This is a genomic window from Acetobacter sacchari (assembly GCF_017377715.1).
GTDB lineage: Bacteria > Pseudomonadota > Alphaproteobacteria > Acetobacterales > Acetobacteraceae > Acetobacter > Acetobacter sacchari.
Genome location: NZ_JAFVMF010000015.1, coordinates 1 through 26,403 on the forward strand (window position 1 = coordinate 1; position 26,403 = coordinate 26,403).

The 26,403-nt window shown below is 55.8% G+C and carries 21 protein-coding genes; 9 read left to right on the forward strand and 12 right to left on the reverse strand.

The window, feature by feature from the left end:
• Positions 1-134 precede the first annotated feature (134 nt).
• From J2D73_RS13740 to J2D73_RS13790, 11 genes are all read right to left on the reverse strand, one after another.
• A complete protein-coding gene (locus tag J2D73_RS13740) occupies positions 135-893 on the reverse strand; it encodes a tetratricopeptide repeat protein (protein WP_207882150.1) in 759 nt (252 codons plus the stop codon).
• Positions 894-930: 37 nt separating this feature from the next.
• A complete protein-coding gene (locus J2D73_RS13745; protein WP_207882152.1) occupies positions 931-1,815 on the reverse strand; it encodes a type II secretion system F family protein in 885 nt (294 codons plus the stop codon).
• 1 nt (position 1,816) lies between these two features.
• Positions 1,817-2,320, reverse strand: coding sequence for a type II secretion system F family protein (locus J2D73_RS13750; RefSeq protein ID WP_207882154.1), 504 nt, complete (start codon positions 2,318-2,320; stop codon positions 1,817-1,819).
• 449 nt (positions 2,321-2,769) lie between these two features.
• On the reverse strand, positions 2,770-4,116 hold the full coding sequence (locus J2D73_RS13755; RefSeq protein ID WP_207882156.1) for a CpaF family protein: 1,347 nt from the start codon (positions 4,114-4,116) through the stop codon (positions 2,770-2,772).
• The gene (locus tag J2D73_RS13760; RefSeq protein WP_207882158.1) at positions 4,113-5,360 is read right to left on the reverse strand and encodes an AAA family ATPase; all 1,248 of its coding nucleotides are present in this window, start codon (positions 5,358-5,360) and stop codon (positions 4,113-4,115) included. Before J2D73_RS13760 ends, J2D73_RS13755 begins: the two co-directional genes overlap by 4 nt.
• Before the next feature lie 317 nt (positions 5,361-5,677).
• Entirely contained in the window at positions 5,678-7,093 is a 1,416-nt protein-coding gene (locus J2D73_RS21180) for a pilus assembly protein N-terminal domain-containing protein (protein WP_207882160.1), read from the reverse strand.
• A complete protein-coding gene (cpaB, locus tag J2D73_RS13770; protein ID WP_207882162.1) occupies positions 7,083-7,931 on the reverse strand; it encodes a Flp pilus assembly protein CpaB in 849 nt (282 codons plus the stop codon). Before cpaB ends, J2D73_RS21180 begins: the two co-directional genes overlap by 11 nt.
• A gap of 3 nt (positions 7,932-7,934) precedes the next feature.
• Complete coding sequence (locus tag J2D73_RS21280) at positions 7,935-8,426, reverse strand: prepilin peptidase (RefSeq protein WP_207882164.1); 492 nt, start codon at positions 8,424-8,426, stop codon at positions 7,935-7,937.
• An 18-nt stretch (positions 8,427-8,444) separates the two neighbouring features.
• On the reverse strand, positions 8,445-8,642 hold the full coding sequence (locus J2D73_RS13780; RefSeq protein WP_207882166.1) for a Flp family type IVb pilin: 198 nt from the start codon (positions 8,640-8,642) through the stop codon (positions 8,445-8,447).
• A 217-nt stretch (positions 8,643-8,859) separates the two neighbouring features.
• Positions 8,860-10,893 (reverse strand): lysylphosphatidylglycerol synthase domain-containing protein, encoded by a 2,034-nt coding sequence (locus J2D73_RS13785; RefSeq protein ID WP_341535096.1) that lies wholly within the window; start codon positions 10,891-10,893, stop codon positions 8,860-8,862.
• A 76-nt stretch (positions 10,894-10,969) separates the two neighbouring features.
• Positions 10,970-12,625 carry a lysine--tRNA ligase gene (locus tag J2D73_RS13790; RefSeq protein WP_207882168.1) on the reverse strand — a complete coding sequence of 552 codons (1,656 nt, stop codon included), beginning with the start codon at positions 12,623-12,625 and terminating at the stop codon, positions 10,970-10,972.
• Between the two features lie 414 nt (positions 12,626-13,039).
• On the opposite strand from J2D73_RS13790, the gene J2D73_RS13795 reads away from it, so the two are divergent.
• The 5 genes from J2D73_RS13795 to mdoH all read left to right on the forward strand — a co-directional run bounded on the left by J2D73_RS13795 (position 13,040) and on the right by mdoH (position 19,940).
• On the forward strand, positions 13,040-14,620 hold the full coding sequence (locus J2D73_RS13795) for a DegQ family serine endoprotease (RefSeq protein WP_207882170.1): 1,581 nt from the start codon (positions 13,040-13,042) through the stop codon (positions 14,618-14,620).
• A gap of 124 nt (positions 14,621-14,744) precedes the next feature.
• Entirely contained in the window at positions 14,745-15,785 is a 1,041-nt protein-coding gene (locus J2D73_RS13800; RefSeq protein ID WP_207882172.1) for an FUSC family protein, read from the forward strand.
• 7 nt (positions 15,786-15,792) lie between these two features.
• The gene (locus tag J2D73_RS13805; RefSeq protein WP_207882174.1) at positions 15,793-16,155 is read left to right on the forward strand and encodes a winged helix-turn-helix domain-containing protein; all 363 of its coding nucleotides are present in this window, start codon (positions 15,793-15,795) and stop codon (positions 16,153-16,155) included.
• 87 nt (positions 16,156-16,242) lie between these two features.
• Positions 16,243-17,790, forward strand: coding sequence for a glucan biosynthesis protein (locus J2D73_RS13810; protein WP_207882176.1), 1,548 nt, complete (start codon positions 16,243-16,245; stop codon positions 17,788-17,790).
• Positions 17,766-19,940, forward strand: coding sequence for a glucans biosynthesis glucosyltransferase MdoH (mdoH, locus tag J2D73_RS13815; RefSeq protein ID WP_207882178.1), 2,175 nt, complete (start codon positions 17,766-17,768; stop codon positions 19,938-19,940). The genes J2D73_RS13810 and mdoH overlap by 25 nt, the downstream gene beginning before the upstream one ends.
• Positions 19,941-20,304: 364 nt before the next feature.
• Here the strand turns inward: mdoH and J2D73_RS13820 are convergent, their stop codons facing one another.
• Positions 20,305-20,730: a hypothetical protein gene (locus J2D73_RS13820; protein ID WP_207882180.1), complete on the reverse strand. Its 426-nt coding sequence runs from the start codon at positions 20,728-20,730 to the stop codon at positions 20,305-20,307.
• 199 nt (positions 20,731-20,929) lie between these two features.
• On the opposite strand from J2D73_RS13820, the gene gmd reads away from it, so the two are divergent.
• The 4 genes from gmd to J2D73_RS13840 all read left to right on the forward strand — a co-directional run bounded on the left by gmd (position 20,930) and on the right by J2D73_RS13840 (position 26,261).
• Positions 20,930-21,913: a GDP-mannose 4,6-dehydratase gene (gene gmd / locus J2D73_RS13825; protein ID WP_207882183.1), complete on the forward strand. Its 984-nt coding sequence runs from the start codon at positions 20,930-20,932 to the stop codon at positions 21,911-21,913.
• Positions 21,914-21,927: 14 nt separating this feature from the next.
• On the forward strand, positions 21,928-22,842 hold the full coding sequence (locus J2D73_RS13830; RefSeq protein ID WP_207882185.1) for a GDP-mannose 4,6-dehydratase: 915 nt from the start codon (positions 21,928-21,930) through the stop codon (positions 22,840-22,842).
• Positions 22,839-24,278, forward strand: coding sequence for a glycosyltransferase family 4 protein (locus J2D73_RS13835; RefSeq protein ID WP_207882187.1), 1,440 nt, complete (start codon positions 22,839-22,841; stop codon positions 24,276-24,278). Before J2D73_RS13830 ends, J2D73_RS13835 begins: the two co-directional genes overlap by 4 nt.
• A gap of 1,197 nt (positions 24,279-25,475) precedes the next feature.
• The gene (locus tag J2D73_RS13840; RefSeq protein WP_207882188.1) at positions 25,476-26,261 is read left to right on the forward strand and encodes a methylenetetrahydrofolate reductase; all 786 of its coding nucleotides are present in this window, start codon (positions 25,476-25,478) and stop codon (positions 26,259-26,261) included.
• The last annotated feature ends 142 nt before the right edge of the window (positions 26,262-26,403 follow it).

Here is a 26,403-nt window from a genome sequence, read left to right on the forward strand (position 1 = left end):
CGTCCACATCCAGAGCTTGAATCACATCAGACCGATTTTCCAAACAGGCTCTGAGAACTCGACCGCTCAGGCTCACGATATAAAAAAGAAATTCAATTAATTTTCTTAATAAATTCAAAAAAAAGAAATAGAATCTAACCGTGATGCACGCCATCGTAAATCGCTTTAGATTTTCCAGAAAAATACGTCCAGAATTTAGACATTTCATTTATAGCGCGAATAACGTCTTCACTTGGTTCGATATTTTCCAAAACGCGCATAGCGCGCTGACGTTGCCCATCTCCAACCAATATCAACGCATAATCTTGTCGCGCTCTCGAAGAAGTTTCACTCGTTTCGGCATACGGCTCAATAAAATTTATTGCCGCCTTAAATTCTCCCGAAAAAGCCAAAGATAACGATAAATTTACTACCGCAGAAACTTGCGCGGGATCTAATTCTATCGCGCGCCTATATATTGCCTGTGCCTCTGAATACCGACCAGATCCATCCAAACTGACACCATAATCGTTCAAAATATCAAAATCTTTTGGATATTTTTGGTATAAATTTTTAAATATTTCGACAGCCCTATCGTTTTCCTTTTTCATATACAACTTGCCTAAACCAACCTGCGCAATACGAGACGTCGGTTCCAAATTTATTGTATTTTTGTACAACTGTACGGCCGCTTCATATCTTCCCGCACTTTCGTGCACATTAGCGAGTTGAAGAAGAATTTCTACGTTACGAGGGTATTTTTTTTGAATTTTTCTTAACCTACTAATCGCGCTGTCTACATGACCACTATCGACTTCTACCTCCGCGACGGATATCTCATGCGGAATATCATCCCCGCGAATATTGCCCTGACAGCCACACAACACAGAACATAAAAATACATTTAAAAGCACAATGCGGCGAGAACAAAAAAAACTCTCTCATTCATCATTAACGCCCCAAAACATCCATGATCTTGATAACCGCGGGCCCTGCAATCACGATAAAAACACACGGCAGAAGAAAAATTATCATGGGAATCGTCAATAAAACTGAAAGGCGCGCGGCTTGAGTCTCAAATCGAATGAGATTCTCCTCCCGGATTTCCGCAACCAGGACTTTTACAACTGATCGAAGCGAGGCCCCCGTCTCCAGCGTTTGGATCAATGCAGAACTCAGCCGAAGCATTGCCGGAAGCCCCGTTCTCGCCCCAAGACCTGTTAGCGCGGCGGCGTGATTAGGGTTCACCTTCATCTCATCTACAGTCAACAGAAACTCTAACGCTGTTTTTCCATTGAGATATTTCATTTCCTTCGCAACGCGCTCCATACTGGTTTCCATACCCAATCCAGCATCGGCACAAATCAAAAACAAATCTAAAGCATCAGGTAGACCAGAATCCACACCTGACAAGTGGATTTTTTTCAGATAACCAAACATCATATCTGGAGTAATTATGCCCAGGACAATCGATGCGACAAAAGACATTTTTAAAACATTGAAAGACATATAACCAAATATAAAAAAAGAAAAAAACACGATATCCACGCCAAAATTGAAACGATCTTTACAAAAAAATTTTCCAGCAATCGTTCCATCTTTGCCAGCTTGATGAGCACCATTAGAGATATAATTTTTTTGGATGACAATACGTGCATATTTTATTATTTGCGTCTTAACTTTTGATAAAATATTATCATTTCGAGTCCTTACCTGCCCAGCGGAGCAAATTTCCATTAATCGATTCACTCTTCGTTGCTTATTTGTATTAATTCTTTCAATTGCGACTAAGAAAAATACAAAGACAATAAATATTTGTAGAATCAAAAAAATCATCTCAACGCAACACTCGCTTAGAAATCACCACCATAGATCCAATGCCTAAAAAAAACGAGGAGAATGCAACGTACATCAATCTTTTTCCTAAATCAGTTTCGTATAACACACGCATGTAATCAGGATTCATCAGATACATAACTATAGCCATGACTGGAGGCATTCCACCCAAAACATAGCAACTAGCACGCGCCTCCGACGCCAACGCCAGTGCCTTTTTTCTAGCAAAAATTCGTTTTTTTATGGACGCTCCAAAAATCTCCAACATCTCGGCCAATCCACCTCCCGTACTAATCTGTATTCCTATAACCGTGGAAAAAAATATGTACTCTTGAACATTAATATTACGTGCAACCTCTCTAAGCGAATCCCCCAGATCACGACCAACAACCGTGCTTGCAACGACCTCGCGAAAGAGTTCTTTAGTCGGAGAACTCGCTTCTCTCGAGACAATTTCTATAGACTTGATTAAAGAAACACCCACTTTGAGGTTGCGCGAAATCATCAAAACCACATCTGGTAATTGTTCAACCAAAATCGCGGTATAGATTCTCTTGGCACGGTGAATGTAGAGCCTACATGCGCAAAAAATTAAAAAAGGGCTGAATATAAAAAAATACGAAAAAAATCTAAACTTAAAAAAATAGACAACAATATTACAGCAAATATGATTAATGCACTTTTCAAATAAAAATTCTTTGTAAAAATCGTTCCATCCAGGGAAGATCCATACAGAATTTTTCCGATAACATAAAATAAATTTTCGGAATTTTTATTTTTTATGATTGACAGATCGTCTTGTATCACTCGAAAACTGGGTACGCTGCACACCTTTCCGATTCGGTAATATCTACCCTGCATTATATTGTTATTAGCTTTAACAGAAAAATATCCAACAGCAGACAGAACAAAAACCAAAAAAGAAAAAAGCCAAATTGAGTTTAACACGATAATTCATTCACCCAAGGCTGCATTCCAGCTTCTATCTAGCTGAAAATATCGAAGTTTGTTATAAAAACTCGTTTTTATTCTAGATATTTTGTAACTTCCTCTTATGTGTCCATCTTGTCCTTCCCCATCCATAACAAACGAAACGACATCATTCAGAACTACTATATCACCCTCGAGGCCGGACACGTCTGTAATTTGAACAATCCTTCTGACTCCGTCTCTATGTCGCTCTATTTGCACCAAAAGATCAACAGCACCGATTATTTGAGCACGAATTGCATTCGGCGACAAACCAAGATTTCCCATTTGAACCATATTTTCAATTCTAGTAATAGCTTCCCGCGTATTATTTGCGTGAATAGTGGACATGCTGCCGTCGTGGCCTGTATTCATTGCCTGAACCATGTCAAACGCCTCCCCCCCTCTAACTTCTCCTATAATTATTCGGTCAGGACGCATACGTAAGGCGTTACGTACCAAATCCCTCTGAGTGACTTCCCCTGTCCCTTCAATTGACGGCGGTCTGGTTTCCAATCTCACCACGTGAGGCTGCTGAAATTGCAATTCTGCAGCGTCTTCTACAGTAACCACTCTTTCACCTGGATCGATTAATTTCGACATCGCATTCATCAAGGTGGTTTTTCCGGAGCCTGTTCCGCCAGATATTATGACATTTAATCTACATTTTGCAGATATTTCTAATATTCTCGAAACCTGATGAGAACATCCTCCATTTTCTACGATTGACTTAAAATCAATACTCCTTTTTGCGAACTTTCGTATAGACAAATACGGGCCATCTAATGCCAACGGCGGGAAAACTATATTCACCCGGGAACCATCAGAGAGTCGAGCATCTACCGTTGGGCTGGATTCGTCTATACGACGCCCCACTGCTGATGCGATTCTTTGACTCACCGCCATGAGATGCTTTTTATTTCGAAAGTTTACGTCTGTTTCTACAAGCGCTCCTTGTCTCTCGACAAATATCTTAAAAGGCCCGTTAACCATTATGTCTGTTATCTGGTCGTCATCTAATAACGGTTGAATTGGACCGAGGCCCAACATATCATTAACTAGATCGTTCGCGAGTAATTTTTGCTCTCTAGCGTTTAGTTGAATTCTTTTTTCGTTTGCAATTTCGTTCACAACATGTTCGATTTCCGACATCAACCTGTCCGGCGGAAACTTGTTAATCGCAGCCGGATCAAGTTTTTCTAGACAAGCACTGTGTAATTCTGTCGCTTGAGCTGCATAGTCGAAATTTTGAACTTTTATTGCAACAACAGGATCTGACTGCTCCCTCGCAGTTCCAAGGATCTTCTTGCCAAATGTTCGCGCGCCGTTCATCGTTTAGTTCTTTCAGCATATTGTATGATTTTTTTTAGTAATTTTTTATCATTTCCAATTCTTTTGACACTTGCGATTGATGCCGCCTCTTGTGCCAAGGAAATGATTGCGTCCTTAAATGGTCCATCAACAGATGCAGCGGGCACACCAGATATCTCGGAATTATTTATCAATTTCGGTAGGTAAGGAAAAATAACATCTATCTTTCGTCCCACCCCCCCCTCTATCTCTCGTATCGAGAGTCCTCCCGGTTGCCCAGATTTATTCAAAACCAAAACAGGACGAGTTCCATGACTGCTAGAAAATGCCGATGAGATCTCTCTAATTGTATCACGCAGCCCAGGAAGCGTCGGATTCAGCACTATTATTTTCTGTTGACACAAAGCATTCAGTGAAAGCGAAAGATCATTTTTGAAATTTGGAACATCTATGACAATAAAATTGTATTTTCTTCTCACGACATCGATTAAATGCTGTGGTCCGTTTTCCGCCACAACCACGGATTCTGAAAAATCAACCTGACTACTTAATAAGTCGCATCGCTCCGCTACCTTCTGCGCGCTGCGCTCTATGAATAATTCATCAACGCGGTGCGGCGACTCGAATGCGGCGCGCAATCCATTATCCGTTTTCACACCCAGCAATACCGCGGCGGAGCCTTTATAGATATCACCGTCTACGGCCAGCGTGTAACGACGAGACACTTCACCTAAATACCACGACAGATTTGCCGCAATTGTGGTCGAACCCCCACCTCCTCGCGCTGACGTAACACCTAAGACACGCCCTCCACGACTTACATCCGGCACGTAATCCCCTGTTGCCAAAAACGGCCCAAAAAACCGCACCACCATCGCACGCGTTAACGGTTTGTACAGGTACTCCGCAGCGCCAAGACCCCGTGTTACCAACCTATAGAAATTAGCGTCCTGGCGATCTCCTATGACAAGAACCTTCACATCAGGTTCCAATGTGGCAGCCAATTCCTCCAGAATAATAATGGGTTGTTTTTCATTACTTACATCGACGATAAGAACTCTAGGACTACCGCCCCTCCGCAGTTTCTTTGCTGCCTCTTGACAGCGCATAGCTGCAACGGAGTACTGACCTGAACGAAATTCTTCCAAAACTTCACGAATGACCGTTTCGCTATCCTCATCTACAACGAACGCTTGAGCATAATATTCTTGTACTGACGGCACATTCCCGCTATCGGGTTTATATTTTTTTTTAAATTCCATCATTTCGCTATTGGTCCTTAGAGGAAGACCCTTGTGAATTTCCGACTTTACTTAGGGCTGCGTCTTGTAATGGCTTCACCTTTCCTTCTCTCAAACGTTTAACAGCATCAGCTCCCAACGAAATATCATGTTCTTGTTCATATCTTCCGGAAGACAAATCTTCCGCGCTCTCTACTTGCAGAGTCAAATTTTTTGCGTTCGCACTCGAGGAATTCCATGAAAAGTTTGAGTACACCGGATCGATTTGCGCGCATCCCCCGAATACCGAGCAAGACACACACAAAAGCAAATCACGAAGAAATATTACCATCGTCTTCATATTAGTTAACCATAAATCCAACATTCAATTCATTATTACTATTATCGTCATCTTTATTTATGGTTTTCTCATAAAATTCACGGTCGCTGGCACTATGTTTAGCTTGAAATATTCTCTGATAATCTGAGGGCGGTGCCCATCCCGCATCCGGAGTTTTTAATACATCTGGATTTTGAACTGGACGCACAACATATGGAGTAACGATAATCACTAATTCACTTTGATTGTGCTGAAAGCTGTTAGAGCGAAACAGCGCTCCAAGAATGGGTAAGCCTCCAAGTCCCGGCAATCCAAGATTTTGATTCGTCGTATTGTCCTGAAACAGCCCCGCGATAGCAAAGCTTTGCCCGCTTCCCAGTTCTACAGTCGTATCCGCACGGCTTACTGTAAGAGCAGGAATACTAATCGTAGAATTACCCTCTCCCATTTGCACAGCGCCGTTAGTTGACAATTGACTGACTTCCGGTCTGACATGCAGGTTGATTCTACCCGAAGTCAAAACGGTCGGCACAAAAGATAAGGAAACTCCATACTGCTTAAATTGAACAGAGACTGTATTATTATAAGAGGAGACCGGTATAGGGTATTCCCCTCCCACGAGAAAACTGGCGGGTTCTCCGCTCATCGTCGTAAGATTAGGCTCTGCCAGAACGTGGATAAGTTGATCCTGAGATAACGCATCTATTACCGTCTCAAGGTTCATTGAACGTCCAGCCACTTTGAATTTTGACAGAAATGACAGACTACTCTGGTAAGATGTCATCGCAGCCAATGGATTTTGAGTAGCTATTCCAATTGCCGCGCTTGTTCCAAGAGCATTCATGTTTTCCCAATTCACACCAATCTCACGCACCAGTTGCCGGGACATTTCTACAACTTTTACTTGCAGGTTCACCTGCAGCGATCGATTTCCGCTCATATGATTGTAGATATGGTCTTTCCCAACTTCGTCCTGAGCTTCTTCGGCGATTTTTTGCGCTTGCTCGGGGTCCCTCGCGTATCCATCCAAAATCATGCCATTGGGAAGCATCTTCGGCGTGACGGAATTTCCGAACTCTTTCGCAGAGATTTTTTTCGCTTGAGAAGCTGGATATTGAGCCGGCATTACCGTTACGTCATACTGCGCAAGCGAATGTCCAGCATCATCTGACGCAGAAATTGTTGTGTGACCAACCCCCGTTCCGAAGACAAACAGCGTCGAGGAGTTCGCCGGCCTCACTTCCGCAATTTTGGGATCAGCGGCAAATACGTTTCTTACCTGGTTTTTTAATTCTATTAAACGACCCGATCCAAGCTGTAGAACAATCCCCGTTGACGGTGTTTCGGCCTGTGCGCAAGCCCAAACCGAGACCGTCGCGCAAATGGAAAAAATGAGATTCGTACATATTCTTTTTATAATATATTCTTTAATTTTCACTTTTTACCTCGACCCGACCATTAAAGACGCGAAGAGCAGTAGCAGGCGCAACAGAGGACTTTGACCTGTTGTTATCAAAAAAATCGAAAGAAGATGAATCACTAACCAGATCTTTCTCTCCCACCCCATGGAAAGCCGATCGCAACGATAATGTTATTTTTCCTATTTTCGTCGCCAGGGACAGTTTTTGAGCCTGGATTGGTGTGAGTTCTAAAACAATATTTTTTGGATATTCTTCAGATTTGGAAGGATCTTTTCCTCGAACCAAACGCCGATCCACCGCGACGACGCGTATATCACTCAAGATGATTTTGGACGTTGTGTTTTTTGGCCCGACACCTTCTGACGTATCAGAAACTGTCAGTATTACGTCAACAAAATCACCTGGCCAAATCAGGCCGCCCGCAGACGTTGCAGGATCAACTGCCACGGCCACGCCACGAAGCCCCGCCCCCAGTAGCGACGCAAGGAATCCACCTTCTCCCGGATGCACCACATCCTCAGCCCTGATTTGTGCCCCTTTTGGAATGGACACTCTCAACAGAGCTCCAGTCAGATCATGCCTGGACGAGTCCGATTCTACAATGGCGCCCGGAAACACAAACGATTTTGGTGTCTGCACCCCCGCAAGATCCCCACTCTTTATGACTGATCCGGCATAAAGCTGATGTTCAGCCACCAAAACCGAAATTTTTGGCTCCGGCTTGATCGTCGCAACGGCATCGTGAATTTGCGCTGGCGGCCGAGCCGCTGATTTGAGAAGTGCGTACAGCGACGTTCCGCCCAAAAAAAATATACATACATAAGGTATATATCTATGTATATTTTGATTTAACATTACTTACACCAAATGATTCACAACATATCCAACGACTATAGCGACCGCATAAGGAAGCGTCCCCTCGTCATGAAGGCTTCGTGAGCTTGTTTCCGCATGATTTCGATGTATCTTGCGGCATTTCGCAATACGGACTACGTCACGCCCGAGAATGGGCAATAATTGATAAAAAATCGCTAATAACGCTCCCGATATTGCGATCCAAAACGCCACCCGCACAAAACTTTCTGGGGACAAAAGAAGACTCACACCCGCAAGAAGTTTCACGTCACCGCCACCGAGAAGACCCAGGCGCCAACATAAAAGCAGTACAATCAACGTCATAAGGAACGTCGCAACTCCAACCGCCCCACGTCCACTACAAAAAAACGAGAATAATCCGAGGAGAAATAGCGTCCCCGACACGCGGTTCGGTATAAGCCGCGTCCGCCAGTCGGCGATCGCCGCGGCGCCTAGAAGAAGGAGAGCCGCGCCATTTACGAAAACGTGCAGCATCTCCTGAATGACTATAATTTAGCCGCCAGTGCTGCCAGGCGCACTTTTGACGTCAGTGGCAATCGTATTGAACAGAGACGTCAGGTTTGTGCCGAGCGTCTGCATCGCCGTGAACGCTACGACGGCGACGAGACCAGCGATCAGTGCGTATTCAATTGCAGTCACCCCCTCGCGGTCCCGAAGGAATAGGGTAGCCGCCCGCCAGAATTTCGTCATAACGCCCTCGTAAGCTATAGTGTCCTTTGGCAGGCGCACCGAACCTCGCGAACGTCTGGATCAGGCTATGCCGTACGGAATAGGACCTGTATGCCCAAAAACGATTGATATTTTGTTAATTTTTCCGCTTCCGAGCATCGCCGTCGACCCGCGACTATCCGTCACAGCCCGTCATAAGCACTGCAGATCCTCTCCGTCGCATCGGACGTAACGGCCATCAGCGCTCGACGAACAATGGGCGGCGGCGAAAAAGCACAGCCCTCACAAGACCTATCTGTTCGGACGGACAGCAAAGATATGCGCCCGGTGTGTCGCTCAGAGGCCAGTTGACCAGGCCAATATCCGCGTAAATCGGTAGAAAGGATGTGCCTGTCCGCCAGAAGACCGGCTGCAGCCCATCCTGAAGAGCCAGATCGCGCAAACGCCAGATCACGGAAGCACAGTCGGCGTCGTCTCCGGCCGGATCACCGAGCGCCACGACAAATCCGCCCTTCCGACGAAATGGAATCGCTGCAGCCCCGGCCTCTCCCTTGATCAAACCGTCCGGCGCAGGCCCGGGTATCGTATCGAGCGCATGAGACAACCCCCGGTACCAGTTCTCCGTGTCGTCGCTCCATGGCTGTTCCGCGACCTTACCCGGCCTTGCAAGACGGGCGATGATGATCAGCCCCAGCAACGTCGCCAACAAGACGATCCATCGTGCGTCGTTCGCCTCCGGCACAAATACAATCATGTCCCACCAGTTGCCGATCTGATGGCTTGTCGCGACCACAAACGCGCAGCCTATCAACAACAGCAACGACAACAATGTGGAGAATGACAACGGTTCGCTCAACAACCGCGCGCGGCGATAATAACACTTACGGAAGGGCGCAATCAGAAACGCCGACATCGCAAGCATTGCAGGCGCCAGAAGCGAATTGCCGCGCATGAAGGTAATGACGGCGGACAGGACCAGCAACGACAATGTCGCGCCCCACGACAAGGTCACCCGCTGCGAAAGACCGATGGCGAGCGCGATCAGCATGGCGCCGATCAATGACAGCATATAGCCGCTGATCGCCCCTGCAGCCGCGAACACTACATGCCCCCCAGGCGTGGATACGATCGGATTGATGATCGGCAGCAGCAGCAGCAGTATCCCGCACAGTGACACCGTGCCCGTGGCGACGCCGACGGAAAAGTCTGCCTCGCTCTCACGCACGACGATGCTGCGCCGGGCCGGGCGTGGCGTAGCGCCAGCCATGCGCGCCTGAGCCTTTCGAGCCAACGCGGCGTCGCCGCGCAGGAACAGTTCATGCCCGGCGAACATCCCCCCGGCGATAAACAGCGGGATGATGTAGTAGAACAGGCGGAATACAAGGATGGCGCCGAGAATCTGCGGAGCTGGAATATACGGGCCCAGAGCAAGCAGCATCGCCCCGTCGAAGACACCCAATCCGCCAGGAACACTAGCGACAAGGCCCGCCGTATAGGACGCGATATAGATCCCCAGAAAAGCGCCGTACCCGAGCGGCGCACCAGCTGGCAGCAGCACATAGGCGATCGCCGCAGTAGCAGCCATATCGGCGGCGGAGACGATGGTTTGTGCGACCGCCATGGGAGCGGTGGGCAACTCTATGGCCTTTCCTCGTACGCTGACCTTCCGCCACATCAGTGTCGCCGCGACATAAGCCAGCACCAGCGCCCACAGCAGGCCGCCAACCACACGCATCAGCAGTTGCGGCGAGTGAGCGCCCACAAACGGGATCGCCCGAGGCTCCAGAATAAATACGCCGCCCGCCAGAGCGGCGGCGCCGAGAAGATACGTCGCAGAACAGAAAGCTATGATCTGGGCGATCGCAAGCGGCGGCAGGCCCCAGTTACGGTAAAGCCTGAAACGAACTGCCGCCCCGGACACGGCCGAGAAACCGAGATTATGTGACAGGACGTAAGAGCAGAACGCCGCGAATGCGGTGCGCAGGTAGGATATCTTTCGATGCCCTACCTGAATCACCGCCAGGCGGTCGTAAAATGAGAGAATGAAGTAAGACAGAACGGTGCAGCCGACCCCGGCCAGAAGCGCTTCGTTGGGAATGCCGCGAAGCGCCGCGCGGATATCGGCCATGCTCAACGTCCGGACTTCCCGCCGGACGACGAAAATGGCGCCTATCATCAACAGAAGCCCGACAAGATGCGGCGCGTGATGCAACCACGCACGCCAGCGAGACGGCGGCGCACAGGGGCGTGTCTGTTCGGACTCCACGCTCACACCATCGGCCCCTCTTCTATCTGCGGAGTTTTCGTCTCGCTCCGCACGATATCGCTCCTGCAACGCCCCTCGTCCCTCAGGCCTCCCCGCCTCTGATCAGAGCGGCGTCGATGAGGGCGATTGTATTACGCACTCCATACAACGCGATGAAGCCGCCGAAGCGCGGTCCCTCGGCCTGACCCAGCAGCACCTCGTAAAGGCAGCCGAACCATGAACGCAGCGGCTCGAACCCGTGCCGCTTGCCGACCTCGAAAACCAGCTCCTGCAGCGTCTCGGCCGTCGCGCCCTCGGCTTCGTAGATCGCCAGGGCCTGCGAAAGATCGGCCAGAGCTGTGCGTTCACGCTCATCCGGCAGGCGGTAGACTTTCGCCGGGCGCACAAAATCCGCGTAGAAGACGATCGCCCGCTCGACCAACGTGGCGAGCGTAGGATGCGTCTGCGGCGACACGGTCGCGTCATATCGCGCGAGAAAGCCCCACAGCACTTCCGGCGTCTCGGCGTTCGCGACGCTGGCCAGATTCAGCAGCATGCCGAATGAGACCGGGCTGCCCGCATGAGCCGGCACGTGCCCGTTATGAATGAACCACGCCGGATTGACGCACAGGGTCGCTGCGTCCGCCTGCTCCGCCTCGTCAGCAGCGCCATCCAGCCGCGACTGAAGCGCCGCAGCCTTTTCGACATGCGACAGGTATTCGTCGGTCGCCTTCGGAATCACGTCAAAGAACAGACGCTTGGCGCGCTGCGGTTGATTGAACATGTACTGGCCGAGACTCTCCGGAGGCGCGTAACGCAGCCACTCTTCAACCGACAGGCCATTACCTTTCGATTTCGATATCTTCTGCCCGTGCTCGTCGAGAAACAGCTCGTACGTAAGGTTGACCGGTGGCGGCGCGCCAAGAATGCGGCAGATCCGTCCGGACAACCGAACGCTGTCGATCAGATCCTTACCCGACATCTCGTAATCGACGCCCAGCGCGTACCAGCGCATCGCCCAGTCTGCCTTCCACTGCATCTTGGCCGCGCCGCCGGTGACGGGCGTCTCGAACCGTTCGCCGTTATCGTCCGTCCAGCTTACCGTTCCTGCGTCAGGATCGACGGCGTCCATGCGAACCTGCATGACCTGCCCGGTCTTCGGATGGATCGGCAGCACGGGCGAATATGTCGCGCGACGCTCCGGGCCAAGCGTCGGCAGGATCACCGCGACGATCTCGTCATGCGTCTCAAGCACCCGGCGAAGCGCCGCATCAAAACGGCCAGACGTGTAGTAATCTGTGGCTGAAGCGAATTCGTATTCGAAGCCGAAGCTGTCGAGGAAGGAACACAGCCGCGCATTGTTATGCGCCGCGAAGGAGGAATGCGTGCCAAACGGGTCAGGAACGCGGGTCAGTGGCTGCCCAAGATGGGCGGACAGCATCTCCTTGTTCGGAACGTTGTCCGGTACCTTCCTGAGCCCGTCCATATCGTCCGAAAAGGCGAGCAAGCGGGTCGGACGGCCCGTCATCGCCGTAAACGCCTGACGGACCCAACTTGTGCGCGCGACTTCTCCGAAGGTGCCGATATGCGGCAGACCGGATGGACCGTACCCGGTCTCCAGCAGGGCTGGCCGCTCCGCCGGTTTCGACGCCACATGCTCGGCAAGCTTGCGGGCTTCCTCGAACGGCCAGGCTTTCGGCTGGAAACCGGGCTGCGTCCGAAACAGGCGGGAGACGGGGGATGTGGAAAGGTCAGACATGGGGGCGGAAGCTATGAACTGGCCGCCGCCGGGTCAATCCAAATCAAATATGCAGCAAGCTCGATTGGCCGTTAACTGCGGATCTGAGCCCCTGCGTTGCTCGATCGCCAACGCAGCAAAGCGTCAAAACGTCGCGAAATTAACCACCTTCTCACCGCCATGATGCATAATGGGGCGGTTTCGCCATGCATTCGAGGCCGTAGCCGGGCCCTACCCATATTCCATGCCGTCCACCATGTGGACACCCTCGCGAATCGTCGTAACCAGCTCCAATAAGGGAGCCTGTCCAATCAAACCGACCACGCCTCTGGTTCACGGCGAAGCCCCGCGCTTTTCATCACGCCGAAGGCTGGGCGGCGGAGCAAGCGTGGTCTAGTCTTGCCAACGACGACTATAAATAGAGCAGCCCTGTCCATGCGCCTTTCCGGCCCCGTATCGCCTGCGTCATTCCTGTCCGCCCTCTCCCGTATCGGCGTCCTCGCCGCAACGACGGCGCTCCTCCTTCCCTCCTCGCCACACGACGCGCTGGCGGCGCCTGAGCCCGCTACGCTTCCCGCGACGGCCGCAGCCGCCATGCCTATGCGCGGGGCGCCGGACAGTTTCGCCGACCTTGCGGCGCGGCTTCTGCCAGCGGTGGTGAACGTTTCAACCACACAGACGGTCAAGGGCGACTCGGATGACGAGGATGAGGGCGGCGGTGACGATCAGGGACCGCAGATCCCCAGCTTCCCGCAGGGCTCCCCGTTCGAGAAGTTCTTCCACGACTTCATGAACAGGCAGAACGCGCCAAACTCGCCGCCACGCAAGATGCAGGCGCTGGGCTCCGGCTTCATCATCGATCCCGCCGGATACGTGGTGACGAACAACCACGTGATCCGTCACGCGGACCGTATCACCGTCACGCTTCAGGACAACACGGTGCTGCCCGCGAAGCTGATTGGCCACGATGATCGTTCCGATCTCGCAGTCCTGAAAGTCGAAAGCAGCCACCCGCTGCCGTTCGTCACCTTCGGCGACAGCGACGCCGATCGCGTCGGCGACTGGGTTCTCGCCATCGGCAATCCATTCGGGCTGTCCGGAACGGTGACGGCGGGCATCATCTCCTCGCGCGGTCGCAATATCGAACAAGGCCCTTACGACGACTTCATCCAGACCGACGCCCCGATCAACAAGGGCAACTCAGGCGGCCCGCTGTTCGATATGCGCGGCGCTGTCATTGGCGTGAACACCGCCATCTATTCGCCGTCCGGTGGTTCGGTCGGCATCGGCTTTTCGATCCCGTCCAACGAGGCGCGCGGCATTATCGAACAACTCCGCAAGACGGGAAAAGTATCGCGCGGCTGGATCGGCGTCCGTATTCAGGACGTCAGTCAGGATATCGCCGACGGCCTTGGCCTCAAATCAGCCAAGGGCGCCCTGGTCGCCGGCGTGGAGCCCAACGGCCCGGCGGCGAAGGCGAAATTGCAGACCGGCGACGTCATTCAGGGCCTGAACGACAAGCCGATCGAAGGGAAGGCGCTCCCCCGCCTGATCGCCGACCTGCCCGTAGGGTCACAAGCGCATCTCAAGGTCTGGCGCAAAGGCGCCGCCGTTGACGTGCCCGTGACGATCGGATCCCTCCCGGAGCCCAAGGCTGAAGAAACGCCCGATAAAAAACCTGACGCGGCGAAAGTGGAAAAATCCGTCAACCTGTCGATGTTCGGCTTCAGCGTCGGCTCGATCACTGACGACGCACGCCATAAATACGACCTTCCCGCCGACCAGAAAGGCGTCGTCGTCACCGACGTGACCGATGGCGGACTGGCCTCCGACCGCGGTGTTAAAGCAGGCGACGTCATCACTGAAGTCCAGCAGCGTACGGTGACGAGCCCCGCCGATCTCCGCAAAGGCATAGACGCCGCGCAAAAGGAGAAACGTAAATCGGTTCTGATGCTTGTGCGCGATCAGGACGGTTTGCGCTGGATACCGTTCCCTCTGGACGGCGACGGCCACTAAATAACGAATGATCGGGTAAACTGCGCCCGGTCAGGCTAACGCCTGAATAGCATCATAATTCACGGCGGGGGTGGGCAGAACGAAAACAAACGCTCCGCCCACCCCCGCCGTCATCGAGAGTTTCATGTTGAGATCAGGAAAGATGGATTGGATCGGCGGAAAGGTCCAACGCCAGACAATCCGTCTGCTGACCGCCGTCGGTCTCTCCGAAGCCATCGCCTACGGCTTACACCTGTACGATCCCGGCTGGGCCGTCATCACCGCCGCAGTCGTGACGCAGACCACGATCAGCGCCACCTACACGAACGGACGGAGCCAGCTTCTTGGCGCGTTCATAGGCGGAACAGCGGGAATTCTCGCTCTTTGCGCCAAATTCGCGGGCGTCCCCGCCCATCTGGCCTACTGGGGAGCCTTGATTCCACTGGCCGCGCTGGCCTCCTGGCGTCCGCAGACGCGCCTCGGCCCTGTCACGCTCACGATCGCGATGCTGTTCCCGTCGGCCAGTTCGCCATTTGGCGTCCCGTTCGAATGCGTGCTCTGCGTGTTGACCGGCGTGATCGTCTCCATGATCGTCTCGTTCGCTGTGCTACGGGAACAGCCCCGGCGCGATGCGTTCCGGGAAGCCGGGATCATGATCCGGGGGCTGCGTGACATCCTCGCACAAGCCTCCCACGACGCGATCGGGTGGAAGGAAATCCGGGCACTCGGCGACGCCTGCACGACGTCCCTCCGGAACGTTATCGCCAATGTCGACGAAGCGCGTCGGGAACACTGGCGTCCGCTGGAAAGCCGCGATCCAATGCTGGCTGCGCTCCCATCCACATTGCGGCAGTTGCAAACCGACGCCATGGTGGTCGCACGCGTTGCGCTGGCGCGCCCGGTGCATGAGATCGCCAACGTCGAACAGTTCGAACGCGGCATGACCGCCGCACTGGACTGGATCGCCGATCATTGCGACGCCGAGGCTGGCGACAAGCCACGCGAAAGCGCCGATGCTGACGCGGCGCTGGCCGGGCTTCCCGACGAAGCGGCCATCGACGATCAGGTCTGGCGTTTCGTACTACGCGTGCTGCGCGTCGACCTGGGCGACTTCGCCTGCTTTCTCACCGGGACGGGGCGTCATGCGAAAAGCGCGAGCGCATGCCCGATCAGTGACCAAGGATAAGATGCCAATGAGCGAAAAAGACGCCTCGCCCCCACGCATCAGGCTGACGCTCCGGATCGACGTGGACGGCCGCGCTGCTCTCGGTCATGGCAAGATCCGACTGCTTGAAGAAATAGCCGCGACTGGCTCGATCTCGGCAGCCGGTCGGGCGATGGGCATGTCCTATCGGCGCGCGTGGCTTCTGATCGACTCGCTCAACGCCCAGTTCGCCTATCCTCTGGTCGAGACAAAGCCCGGCGGCGGCGGGGGCGCCCGGCTTTCCGAAGCGGGCCAGCAGGTGATCCGGTGCTATCGCGAGGCCGAACAGCGCGCCTGCGACGGCGCGCACGAAAGCCTGCGCGCGGTGGAGAGCTTGCTGCGCCGCCCTTAAAAAGCCACAGCCTTGTGAAAAACGCGGCCGCCCCTTTCGCGCTGTTCCTGATCGTCGCGGCGGGCCGATTTTGGGAGACCCCGTAGCGTGTCATCTTCTGTTTTACGCCGCGACCTGTTCCGTGCAGGCGGCGGCGCGGTTATCGCCTCCCTCGCCGCCGAACTGTTCGGCGTTTCGAGCGCCGCCGCCGCTCCCGCAGGCGCGACCCCCTTCGACAGCAACAGCACGGTCGTCGGACTTGCCCGCAAAATCGCGGGAAGCGCCTATCAGGCGCCCAGCCAGAGCTTGCCGAAAGCGATCGATTCCCTGAATTTCGATCAGTTCCGGTCGATCGATTACAAAGCCGATCAGGCGCTCTGGCACGGACAGAATCTGGCCTTCGACGTGGAATTCTTCCCGCGCGGCTTCCTCTACCGCCCGCGTATCGAGATTTTCGAGGTCGTCGATGGCAAAGCCGCGCCGGTCCCGTACAACCCCGATCTGTTCTCCTACGGCGACCCTTCGCTGCGCGTGACGGACGACATCGGGTTCGCGGGCCTGCGCCTGCGTACGGCCATCAACACGCCCGGCGTGATGGAAGAGTTCTGCGTGTTCCTTGGCGCGTCCTATTTCCGTGCGGTCGCCAAGGGACAGAACTATGGTCTGTCCGCGCGCGGATTCGCCGACGGCACGGGCGATCCGAAGGGCGAGGAGTTCGCCCTGTTCCGCGCATTCTGGCTGGAGAAGCCGCAACCCGGCGTCGATTCTGTCGTCGTGCACGCGCTGCTGGACAGCCCGTCCGTCGCGGGGGCCTTCCGCTTCACAATCCGCCCCGGCGACACGACGGTGTTCGACGTGCAATCGACCATCTTCCCACGCACCGAGATCGCGGAATCCGGTATCGCGCCACTGACCGGCATGTTTTATTTCGACGCCAACGACCGCAATCACGTCGACGACTGGCGCCCTGCCGCCCATGACAGCGAGGCGCTGCAGATCTGGACCGGTTCTGACCAGCAGCTTTTCCGCCCCCTGCGCAACCCGCTGGATTTGCAGTTCTCCGCCTTCGCAGACTCCTCTCCGCGCGGGTTCGGCCTGATGCAGCGCCGCCGTTCATTCCACGATTTCGAGGATCTTGCGCTCAATTACGAAAAGCGCCCGTCGCTATGGATCGAGCCGATCGGCGACTGGGGGGCTGGCGCGGTCGATCTCGTCGAAATCCCGACGCCCAACGAAGTCAACGATAACATCGTCTCCTTCTGGCGTCCGAAGGACTCCCTGAAGGCCGGACATGAATACGGCTACACCTACCGCATGTACTGGGGTTGGGACGCGCCGGGGACGACGCAACTGGCACGGATCGGCGCCACACGCGTCGGCGCTGTCACCGACGACAAGCACGCTCGCTTCTTCGCCATCGACTTCACGGGCGGCGCAGTTGCGAACGCCCCGCCGGATGCGAAATTCCATCTCATCCCGCAAACCTCGGCGGGCGCGATCCGTAACGTGGTGGTGGAGCCTAACCCCAACATCAAGGGCTGGCGCACCACGTTCGAATTCGCGCCGGGCGACGCCAAGTTGGTGGAACTGACCGCCGTTCTGGCCAACGAGCAAGGCCCTGTCTCTGAACGATGGATGTACCGTTGGACACCCTGAACGCCACAGACCACGCCGGACCGACCGACGCCGCAACAACGTTTCGCGCCCTTCCGCCCGAAGCGCCGCTGCGGATGCCCGTCCAGAATCTACATTCTGCGCCCGACCGGCATGGTCGCCCGACATTCTCACGCACCGAACCGGGCATGATCCGGCTCCGTCGCACGCTCGTGATCGGCTCAGCGCTCGCGCTGACCGCTTACGGCGCGTGGCAGATGCATCTCGTGCTGGACGCGAACGGCGTGTCGATCCTCGGCGTCGTCATGCTGATCCTGTTCATCACGCTGTTTTTGTGGATCGCGCTGGCGCTCACTTCGGCTGTCGCCGGTTTCGTATCTTTGCTGACGCATGGCGGGCTGGGGCTCGGCATCGACGCTACCGGCTCTCTGCCAACGTTACGCACTCGCGTGGCGCTGCTGATGCCGACGTATAACGAGAGCCCGCACCGCGTTATGGCTGGACTGCGCGCCATTCACGCCAGCCTGCGAGAGACCGGGCGCGCGGACGATTTCGATATTTTCATCCTTTCCGACACCACAAACCCTGACGTGTGGATCGAAGAGGAAGCCGCTTTCCTCGCGCTGCGCGAAGAAACAGGCGATTCATCGCGTATCTTCTACCGTCGACGCCCAAAGAACACAGAACGCAAGGCGGGCAATGTCGGAGAATGGGTGCACCGCTTCGGCGCGGCCTATCCTCTGATGGTCACGCTGGACGCCGACTCGGTGATGGACGGCGGAACCCTGGTGCGTATTGCCGCAGCCATGGAGCGGAACCCAGAGGTAGGACTGATCCAGACCCTGCCAATCATTGCGGGCGGCACCACCCTGTTCGCACGCATGCAGCAGTTCGCCGGGCGCGTGTACGGCCCGCTGATCGCGCATGGGATCGCATGGTGGCACGGAGCCGCCAGCAATTACTGGGGCCATAACGCAATCATCCGCACAGCAGCCTTTGCAGAGCAGGCAGGACTGCCGCATCTGCCGGGCCGCAAACCGTTTGGCGGGCACATCCTCAGCCACGATTTCGTCGAGGCCGCGCTGATGCGACGCGGCGGATGGGCGATCCACATGGTCCCGGCGCTTCTGGGCTCTTACGAGGAAAGCCCGCCCTCCCTGACCGACGTCGCCATCCGCGACCGCCGCTGGTGTCAGGGGAACCTGCAACATTACAAGGTGCTGCCGACGCAGGGGCTGCACTGGCTGAGTCGCCTGCACATGGCGATGGGCATCGGCTCCTATATCACCTCCCCGCTGTGGCTGATCTTCCTGCTGGTTGGCATCCTGATCTCGTTGCAGGCCCGCTTCGACAAGCCTGAGTATTTCGGCGACACTAAGACTCTCTATCCCCACTGGCCTCAAGTCGACCCGGTACAGGCAAAATTCGTGTTCATCGGCACGATGGGCGTGTTGCTGGCGCCCAAGCTGCTTGCTTTCGCAGCGCTTCTGTTTGACCGCCGGACGATGTCGGGATGCGGCGGCGCGATCCGCGTAGCGGCGTCGATCGTCGTAGAGACGCTCATTGGCGGCCTGATCGCGCCGATCGCCATGTTGATCCAGACGTCCGGCGTGATCTCCATCCTGAGCGGTCAGGACTCCGGCTGGAACGCGCAGCGTCGCGACGATGGCGGCGTTCCGTTCGGCGAGATCGTGCGTGGTTACTGGCGCTTCACCGCCTTCGGGCTGATCCTTGGCACATGTGCGTGGATCGTCTCGCCAGCCCTGTTCCTCTGGATGTCGCCGGTGCTGCTGGGGCTGGTTTTGGCGATTCCCCTCGCCGCCTGGACCGCCAGCCGCAACGCCGGACTGGCGATGAAGCGCGCCGGCCTGCTGCTGGTGCCCGAAGAAACATCGCCCCCCGATGTTCTGAAGAAAGCCGCCGCCGCGATGACCGCGCCGGAACCCGACGGTCCACGCGAAGCGATTGCCGCGCTACGGGCGGACCCGGTCCTGTTGGCGGCGCATAGAGCGATGCTGCCGCCGCCCCGTCGTCCAGGCGACGCCATTGATGCGGAGCGGCTTGTCGGCGTGCTTAAACTGACGGAAGCGGGCACGGTTGCGGACGCCCAACGCGCACTCACGCCTCGTGAAAAAGCGGCCGCGCTATGCGACGCCACAGGCGTGGAACGCGCGGTGTCATTGCCGGATTAGGGCGTCATCCGATCAGCCAGAAACGGCTGGTCGGGTGACACGAAACGCTGAGCCAGAATATCGCCGCCAGAGCATCATCCGAACGGACGAACTCATCGGGTCGAATGAATAGGCTCTAATATAACAACGTTCTAAATCCATATCGGCAAACCATTTTGAACAGATATGGATTTAGTGGCGATTCAACGAAAACGTTTCACCCGTTGATTTTGCCAGACGTCTCACCTGTTCAAACGGCGACGTCCATCAAGGGATTCAGTCCCGGGCCTTTGCCGCGAAGCCGTGCGAGCAAACACAGTTCGTTCGAGCTCATTTTCAAAGTAACCCTGCCCGACGACGCGCGGCCCGACAGCCGCGCGGAAAATCAGTTCGGGACACTGCCCAGCATCTCGCAGGCATGCGCCAACTTGTTCGACGGGTTGTGCTTGCCGCACATGCGGCGGGCGTCCGGTCCGCACATTTCGATAGCGTTCTCAAAATCGGACTCGAGCACGTCCTGGGCTACCGCCAGATCCTGATCGTGACTCCGCTCTTGTTCCGCCGACAGCTTGTCCTGCGTCTCATGCAGTTCCTTGAGCGCATCAAGACAGGCTTGGCTTGCTTCCTCGGGATCGCTCTGCAGCACTGCGACCTCCTTCTGCAACTGGGCGTTTGGGACGCTGCCAGCGCCCGGCGGCTCAGCAAATGCGGCGTGTGTCGAAAGAGCGGCGGCTGTCAGGCCCAGCCAGATTCGGCGGAATGTCACGAAGAAAACCTCTCGCGGGTCGAATATGCGGTCGCCCGCTGACATGGCGCGATCCTAGCCGCGCTCCCGCGAAAGGGTAAAGTCGCACTGTAAACATATCAGAACGTAACCGGGCGTTCTGCGCGCCGTATACCCTCCGTCGTCTTCTCCGGCTGGCAATGTCCAGAGCAGTCGACTATTCAGAACGCGGACGAGGGGGGATCTCTCGTCATCCCTTTGTCAGAAACAACTCGCGAGCACACGCATGCCCACAGCCCTGATCACAGGAATTACCGGCCAGGACGGCGCCTATCTCAGCCAGCTGCTTTTATCCAAAGGCTACCGGGTGGTCGGGCTGGTTCGTCGCTCCGCGTCGGCTGACGTGATCGGCGCCCGCCTGCACTGGCTGAACGTCGCCAATCGGGTCGAACTGGTAGACGGCAACCTGACCGACCTTTCCAGCCTGATCCGCATCATGGAAACGGTGAAGCCTGACGAGGTCTACAACCTCGCGGCGCAGAGCTTTGTCGCAGCATCGTGGCAACAGCCCCTGCTGACAGGCAACGTGACCGGGCTTGGCGCAGCCAACGTTCTGGAGGCCGCGCGCATCGTCAATCCGGCTGTGCGCTTCTATCAGGCGTCGTCCTCGGAGATGTTCGGTCTGATCCAGGAAAATATCCAGAGCGAAAAGACCCCGTTCTACCCGCGCTCGCCCTACGCCGTGGCCAAGCTCTACGCGCACTGGATGACGGTGAACTACCGCGAGAGCTTCGGGATGCACGCCTCTTCGGGCATCCTGTTCAACCACGAGAGCCCGCTACGCGGCATCGAATTCGTCACCCGCAAGGTCACCGACGGCGTCGCGCGGATCAAGCTCGGCCTTGCGAACGAACTCGCGCTGGGCAACCTCGACGCCACGCGCGACTGGGGCCACGCCCGCGACTACGTCGAAGCCATGTGGCTGATGCTCCAGCAGGACAAGCCGGACGATTACGTGGTCGCCACCGGCCGCACGACGAGCATCCGCGACCTCTGCCGCATCGCGTTCAGTCATGTCGGTCTGGATTACGAAGCGCATGTTCGCGTCGATCCCGCCTTCTTCCGCCCGGCGGAAGTCGAAGTGCTGCTCGGCGACGCATCGAAGGCGAAGAAAGCCCTCGGATGGGAAGCCAAGACATCGCTTGAAGATATGGTCAGCGAAATGGTCGACGCCGATCTGGTCCGTCACCGCGCCAAGGCCGGTCTCTGACGCGGGAGGCCGCGATGCGGGTTCTGATCACCGGAGCGCGCGGCTTCGTCGGAAAGCATCTCCAGTCCATGCTCGCGAAAGAGCGCCCGGACTGCACGGTGCTGACCCCTTCTTTCGACGTGACGGACAGGCAGGCCGTATTCGACGCAGTCGAGGCGGTTCAGCCACAGATATGCTTCCACCTGGCCGCCGTCTCCAGCATCGGGCAGGCCCGCAGCGAGCCGGATCTGGCATGGCGGGTCAATCTGGGCGGCGTTCTCAACGTCGCGGATGCGCTGAAGAGCGCCGCGCCAGAGGCCCTGCTGGTCTTCACCTCGACCTCCGAGGCCTATGGCGACAGTTTTCGGGGCGGCGCGCCGCTCGACGAAACAGCCGCCCTCGCACCCGGAAACACGTATTCGGCCACGAAATCGGCCGCCGATCTCGCTCTTGGCGCGCTCGCCAACGACGGCCTGCGCGTCGTGCGGATGCGCCCGTTCAATCACACGGGCGCCGGTCAGACCGACAGCTTTGTCGTGCCCGCTTTCGCGCGCCAGATCGCTCGCATCGAAGCAGGCCGGCAGGAGCCGCTGATCTCGGTCGGCAACCTGTCCGCCGAACGGGATTTCCTCGACGTTCGCGACATATGTGCGGCCTATGCTTCCTGCCTCACGCACGGCGCGACGTTGCCAAAAGGCGCGATCCTGAACCTCTGCTCTGGCCAGACGCGTTCGATCCGCAGCATTCTCGACGACCTGCTCCGCCTCTCTGGCGTCGCGGCGAAGGTCGAGATCGCCGCCGACAAGCTCCGTCCGGTCGATCTGCCTCGCGCAGCAGGGTCATCCGCCCGCGCCGCCGAGTTGCTGGGATGGCGCCCCCGGATCGCGTGGGACGACACCCTGCGCTCCGTGCTCGACGATTGGCGGCGACGCGTCCGGGACGACGCATGACCGTGCAGGGGCAACCGCAAGGCGATCCGACGTCAGCGGCAATTTCCAGCGTGGCTTCGCGACCGACCTTCTGGATCGACGTCGAGGACTTCTTCGAATATGCGCGCGCTAACGGACGTCCCAGCGGCATCCAGCGCGTCGCATTCGAAATCTGCTTGGCCCTGCAAAGCGATCCTGCGCTTGCTGGACGGGTGCGCTTTGTGCGCCACACCGTCTCGGGCGGCGATCTCATCCCGGTGCAATGGGAAGAGATTTACACGCTCTACCGCCGCATGACCGCCGAGACGGGCCCCGCCGGCGTTCTTGAAAGAGGCGGAGCGGGTGAAGCGGCGCCGTCGCGTCTTCGCCGTCTCGCGCTGAAACTCCCGACGCAATTGCGCGTGCCGCTGGGACAGACGATCAGCCATTCGGTAGCCGCTGCGAAAAGTGGCGGCGCCCTGCTTCGTGCGGCAAAAGGCGCCGCCGTGCGCGCCCTCGACGAACGGCGGGGCGTTAAAGGCGACAGTGACGCGTCCCCCGCAGTGTTCTCGCCCGCACAGGGCGACGTCCTGCTCGTCCTCGGCGCTGCATGGTCGCACGCTGATTATGCATCCCTGCTCCGGCGATGCCGCGACCAGCACGGAATGCGTATCGGGTTGCTGATCTACGACCTGATCCCTCTTCTCTGGCCCGAATGGTGTCGCCCGGGACTCAGCCGCGTCTTCCGCCGTTGGCATGACGCTGTGCTGCCTGAATGCGACGCAGTTTTCGCGATATCAAACGCGACACACGATGACATCATATCCTACGCCGCCAGCGCATCGCTGAATCTGCGCGCGCCTGTCACCGTCATTCCGATGGGCAGCGGTTTCACCGGCGCATCAGCAGAAGACCACGAAGCCGCCGCAATGGCCGAAGGGCTGGGACGGTATGTCCTTTGCGTCGGCACGATCGAAGCGCGCAAGAACCATGCGCTTCTGTTCCGCGTCTGGCGGAAATTGCTGAAGAGCCACGCGCCTGAGACCTTACCAAAACTGGTCTTCGCCGGGTCTCCCGGCTGGCTGGTGGACGATCTCATGCAGCAGATCCGAAACAGCGATTACCTGAATGGGCATCTGGTCATTGTGCGTGGGCCGTCGGACTCGCAGATCGACGCGCTGTACAAAAGGTCGCTGTTCACGGTGTTTCCATCTTTTTACGAAGGTTGGGGCTTGCCGGTGACGGAGAGTCTCGCCCACGGGCGCCCCTGCCTGATCTCGAACCGGGCGTCGCTGCCAGAAGCCGGAGGCGGGCTGGTCGACAGTTTCGATCCGGATAACGTGTCCGAAGCATTTCAGGTCATTGAGCGAATGATTTTCGAGCCGCCTACGCTCGCACAGGCGGAAGCCGTAGTGACGGGGTTCAAGCCTGTTTTGTGGAATGACGCGGCGCAGCGGATAGTGACGACTTTCGCGTAACAGCTCACCATATCGTTCTGTCTGTTTGTTTTTATTAAAAATACGTGGAAAATTTGACGGTTGGGACCTAAACGTCGCCGTCAAACATTTCCAAAGTCACCCTCATACAACAAACGCCGTACAATTTGCGCAATACGTCCGTCTCGAGAGCGAAGTCAGGAAAACGATCCGATACAAACGCCAAGCCCAAGGCTTATGATGCCGACCTGCTTTCAGGAGGCGCCATCACCATCTCAGTTGGAGCCCTGTGCAAAGCTGGAGGCTCGCCACCATCCAGCACATCAAAGGCCATTCGATGGAAAATTCTACATGCTCCGAGGAAAAATCCAGAATTAGAATTTTAGAAAATGCCACTTCGTCTATCCAGATTCATAATACAGCATCCCAAAACCAAATCAGGTGACTTACAGACATATTCGAGTTTTTTATGAAAAAAACATCACCTCAATTTTCTTATGATCTTTATTTTTCCTTCCGGTTTTTACCAATGGCATTTCAAGATTAATGACGACAGCGGCAACAGACCACTCGCCGTCCTTTTGCAGAAAGCATCTCAGAAAAATACATCACGAAAAATCCTCGCAAAATCACCATTTTATGAAATATATTATGACTCTCTGACTTGCGATGCTGATTACCTTATCATGCTCAGGATATACATTACGAGCGCTCTTCATCCGTACACGCGTAAACCGTAGAACGTTCCGACGACACGGCATTCGTCCAGCCTCATATCGGCAATAAAAAAGCTTTGAAGTATTCGCGCTGTATGAGACTGACGCACGTCGAAGGATTGAGGAAAATACACCACGCAAGGCGGACCACTTCAAGAACCAGATCCAAAACAGCCAGGAGAGGAATAATCATCGGCTCCCTGTCGCCATCTGAGCTTACCCTGAGAGCGCCTTTCAAAATAGTACAAGGAGTTTGAAAGGCGCTCTAAGCGCACCCAGCTCCTGGCTTCCGATAGATTTCAGATGTTATGAAGAAAACTTCGCGCCCACGTTTTTTGAGTCATCTTCTTAAGCCATCCCCAAGTCCGGTCACATCGCTGTCGGGCCGTTACGAGCCGCAGATACTGTCCTTCCAGAGAGACGTCGCCAAAAAAATCGCCCTTCTAAGTCACGCCCCCTACTCGGCGCTGCGGCCCGGCGGGTCGGATTTCACTTCTGCGACGCCAATACGCTATGATACGCTATGCCTGACGTAAGCCCCATCGCCTCCGCCCTCACCAATCAACGCCGCGTCTCCGTAGAGCTCATCCCTCGGGATGAAGCCAGCCTGCGCAACGACGCTGAAGAGGCTCTGGCCCTCGCGCCGCAAGCCGACACGATCAACATCCCGGACCTGATGCGTTTTGATCTTCGCAGCTGGAAGGCGGTCAGCCTCGTGCGCGACCGGGTCAGCGCCGCAATCCCGCATATACGGGCTATCGACGTCGATCCCAACAAACCGCTTCCTGGAACCGACGACCCCGCGATCCGGGAAGTGCTGGTCATTCGAGGCGACCCGCCAGCGGACCTCAACCGGCGCACGTTCCCGAACTCCAGCGAAAGCATTATCAGACGCTATCAGCGCGAAGCCCCTGAGATCGCCGTCTATGCTGCTTTCGATCCATATCGCCAGGCGCCATATCAGGAACTCGACGCCATTCAACGCAAGCGCGACGCCGGAGCCCGCGGGTTTTTCACGCAACCCATATTCGACATGCGTATGCTTGATCTTTGCAGAGAGTGGCTTTCGGGCGAGACCGTATTCTGGGGCCTGTCTCCCGTTATCGGCCCCCGGTCCCGTTCTTACTGGGAAACCACGAACCGTGTAATCTTCCCGCGAAACTTCGAGCCAACGCTCGACGCGAACATCGCATTTGCCGACGCGGCCATTCGCGCCGTCCGAAGCGACGGCGGATCGGTCTATCTGATGCCTTTACGCGTGAAACTGGCGAATTATCTTACGCCGTTGGCAGCGGCTCTCTCATCCTGAACTGATTTGTCTGAGCGTCGGCGCGCCGCCATCTCGCTGACGGCATTCAGAGAGATGGGATGGGACGGGACGCTTCACCCAACCCCGCTAAACCTGCAGGCCTGTTCACTCACTCAGAAGGATGCGCACGCAGCCGGCGGGA

Coding starts and splice junctions, on each gene's coding strand:
- J2D73_RS13790 (WP_207882168.1), bottom strand. CDS start 12,625: ATGTCTGACCTTTCCACATCCCCCGTCTCCCGCCTGTTTCGGACGCAG.
- J2D73_RS13795 (WP_207882170.1), top strand. CDS start 13,040: ATGCGCCTTTCCGGCCCCGTATCGCCTGCGTCATTCCTGTCCGCCCTC.
- gmd (WP_207882183.1), top strand. CDS start 20,930: ATGCCCACAGCCCTGATCACAGGAATTACCGGCCAGGACGGCGCCTAT.
- J2D73_RS13780 (WP_207882166.1), bottom strand. CDS start 8,642: ATGACGAAATTCTGGCGGGCGGCTACCCTATTCCTTCGGGACCGCGAG.
- J2D73_RS13805 (WP_207882174.1), top strand. CDS start 15,793: ATGAGCGAAAAAGACGCCTCGCCCCCACGCATCAGGCTGACGCTCCGG.
- J2D73_RS13800 (WP_207882172.1), top strand. CDS start 14,745: ATGTTGAGATCAGGAAAGATGGATTGGATCGGCGGAAAGGTCCAACGC.
- J2D73_RS13745 (WP_207882152.1), bottom strand. CDS start 1,815: ATGATTTTTTTGATTCTACAAATATTTATTGTCTTTGTATTTTTCTTA.
- J2D73_RS13835 (WP_207882187.1), top strand. CDS start 22,839: ATGACCGTGCAGGGGCAACCGCAAGGCGATCCGACGTCAGCGGCAATT.
- J2D73_RS21280 (WP_207882164.1), bottom strand. CDS start 8,426: ATGCTGCACGTTTTCGTAAATGGCGCGGCTCTCCTTCTTCTAGGCGCC.
- J2D73_RS13840 (WP_207882188.1), top strand. CDS start 25,476: ATGCCTGACGTAAGCCCCATCGCCTCCGCCCTCACCAATCAACGCCGC.
- J2D73_RS13750 (WP_207882154.1), bottom strand. CDS start 2,320: ATGATTTCGCGCAACCTCAAAGTGGGTGTTTCTTTAATCAAGTCTATA.
- J2D73_RS13760 (WP_207882158.1), bottom strand. CDS start 5,360: ATGATGGAATTTAAAAAAAAATATAAACCCGATAGCGGGAATGTGCCG.
- J2D73_RS13820 (WP_207882180.1), bottom strand. CDS start 20,730: ATGTCAGCGGGCGACCGCATATTCGACCCGCGAGAGGTTTTCTTCGTG.
- mdoH (WP_207882178.1), top strand. CDS start 17,766: ATGGATGTACCGTTGGACACCCTGAACGCCACAGACCACGCCGGACCG.
- J2D73_RS13755 (WP_207882156.1), bottom strand. CDS start 4,116: ATGAACGGCGCGCGAACATTTGGCAAGAAGATCCTTGGAACTGCGAGG.
- cpaB (WP_207882162.1), bottom strand. CDS start 7,931: ATGTTAAATCAAAATATACATAGATATATACCTTATGTATGTATATTT.
- J2D73_RS13830 (WP_207882185.1), top strand. CDS start 21,928: ATGCGGGTTCTGATCACCGGAGCGCGCGGCTTCGTCGGAAAGCATCTC.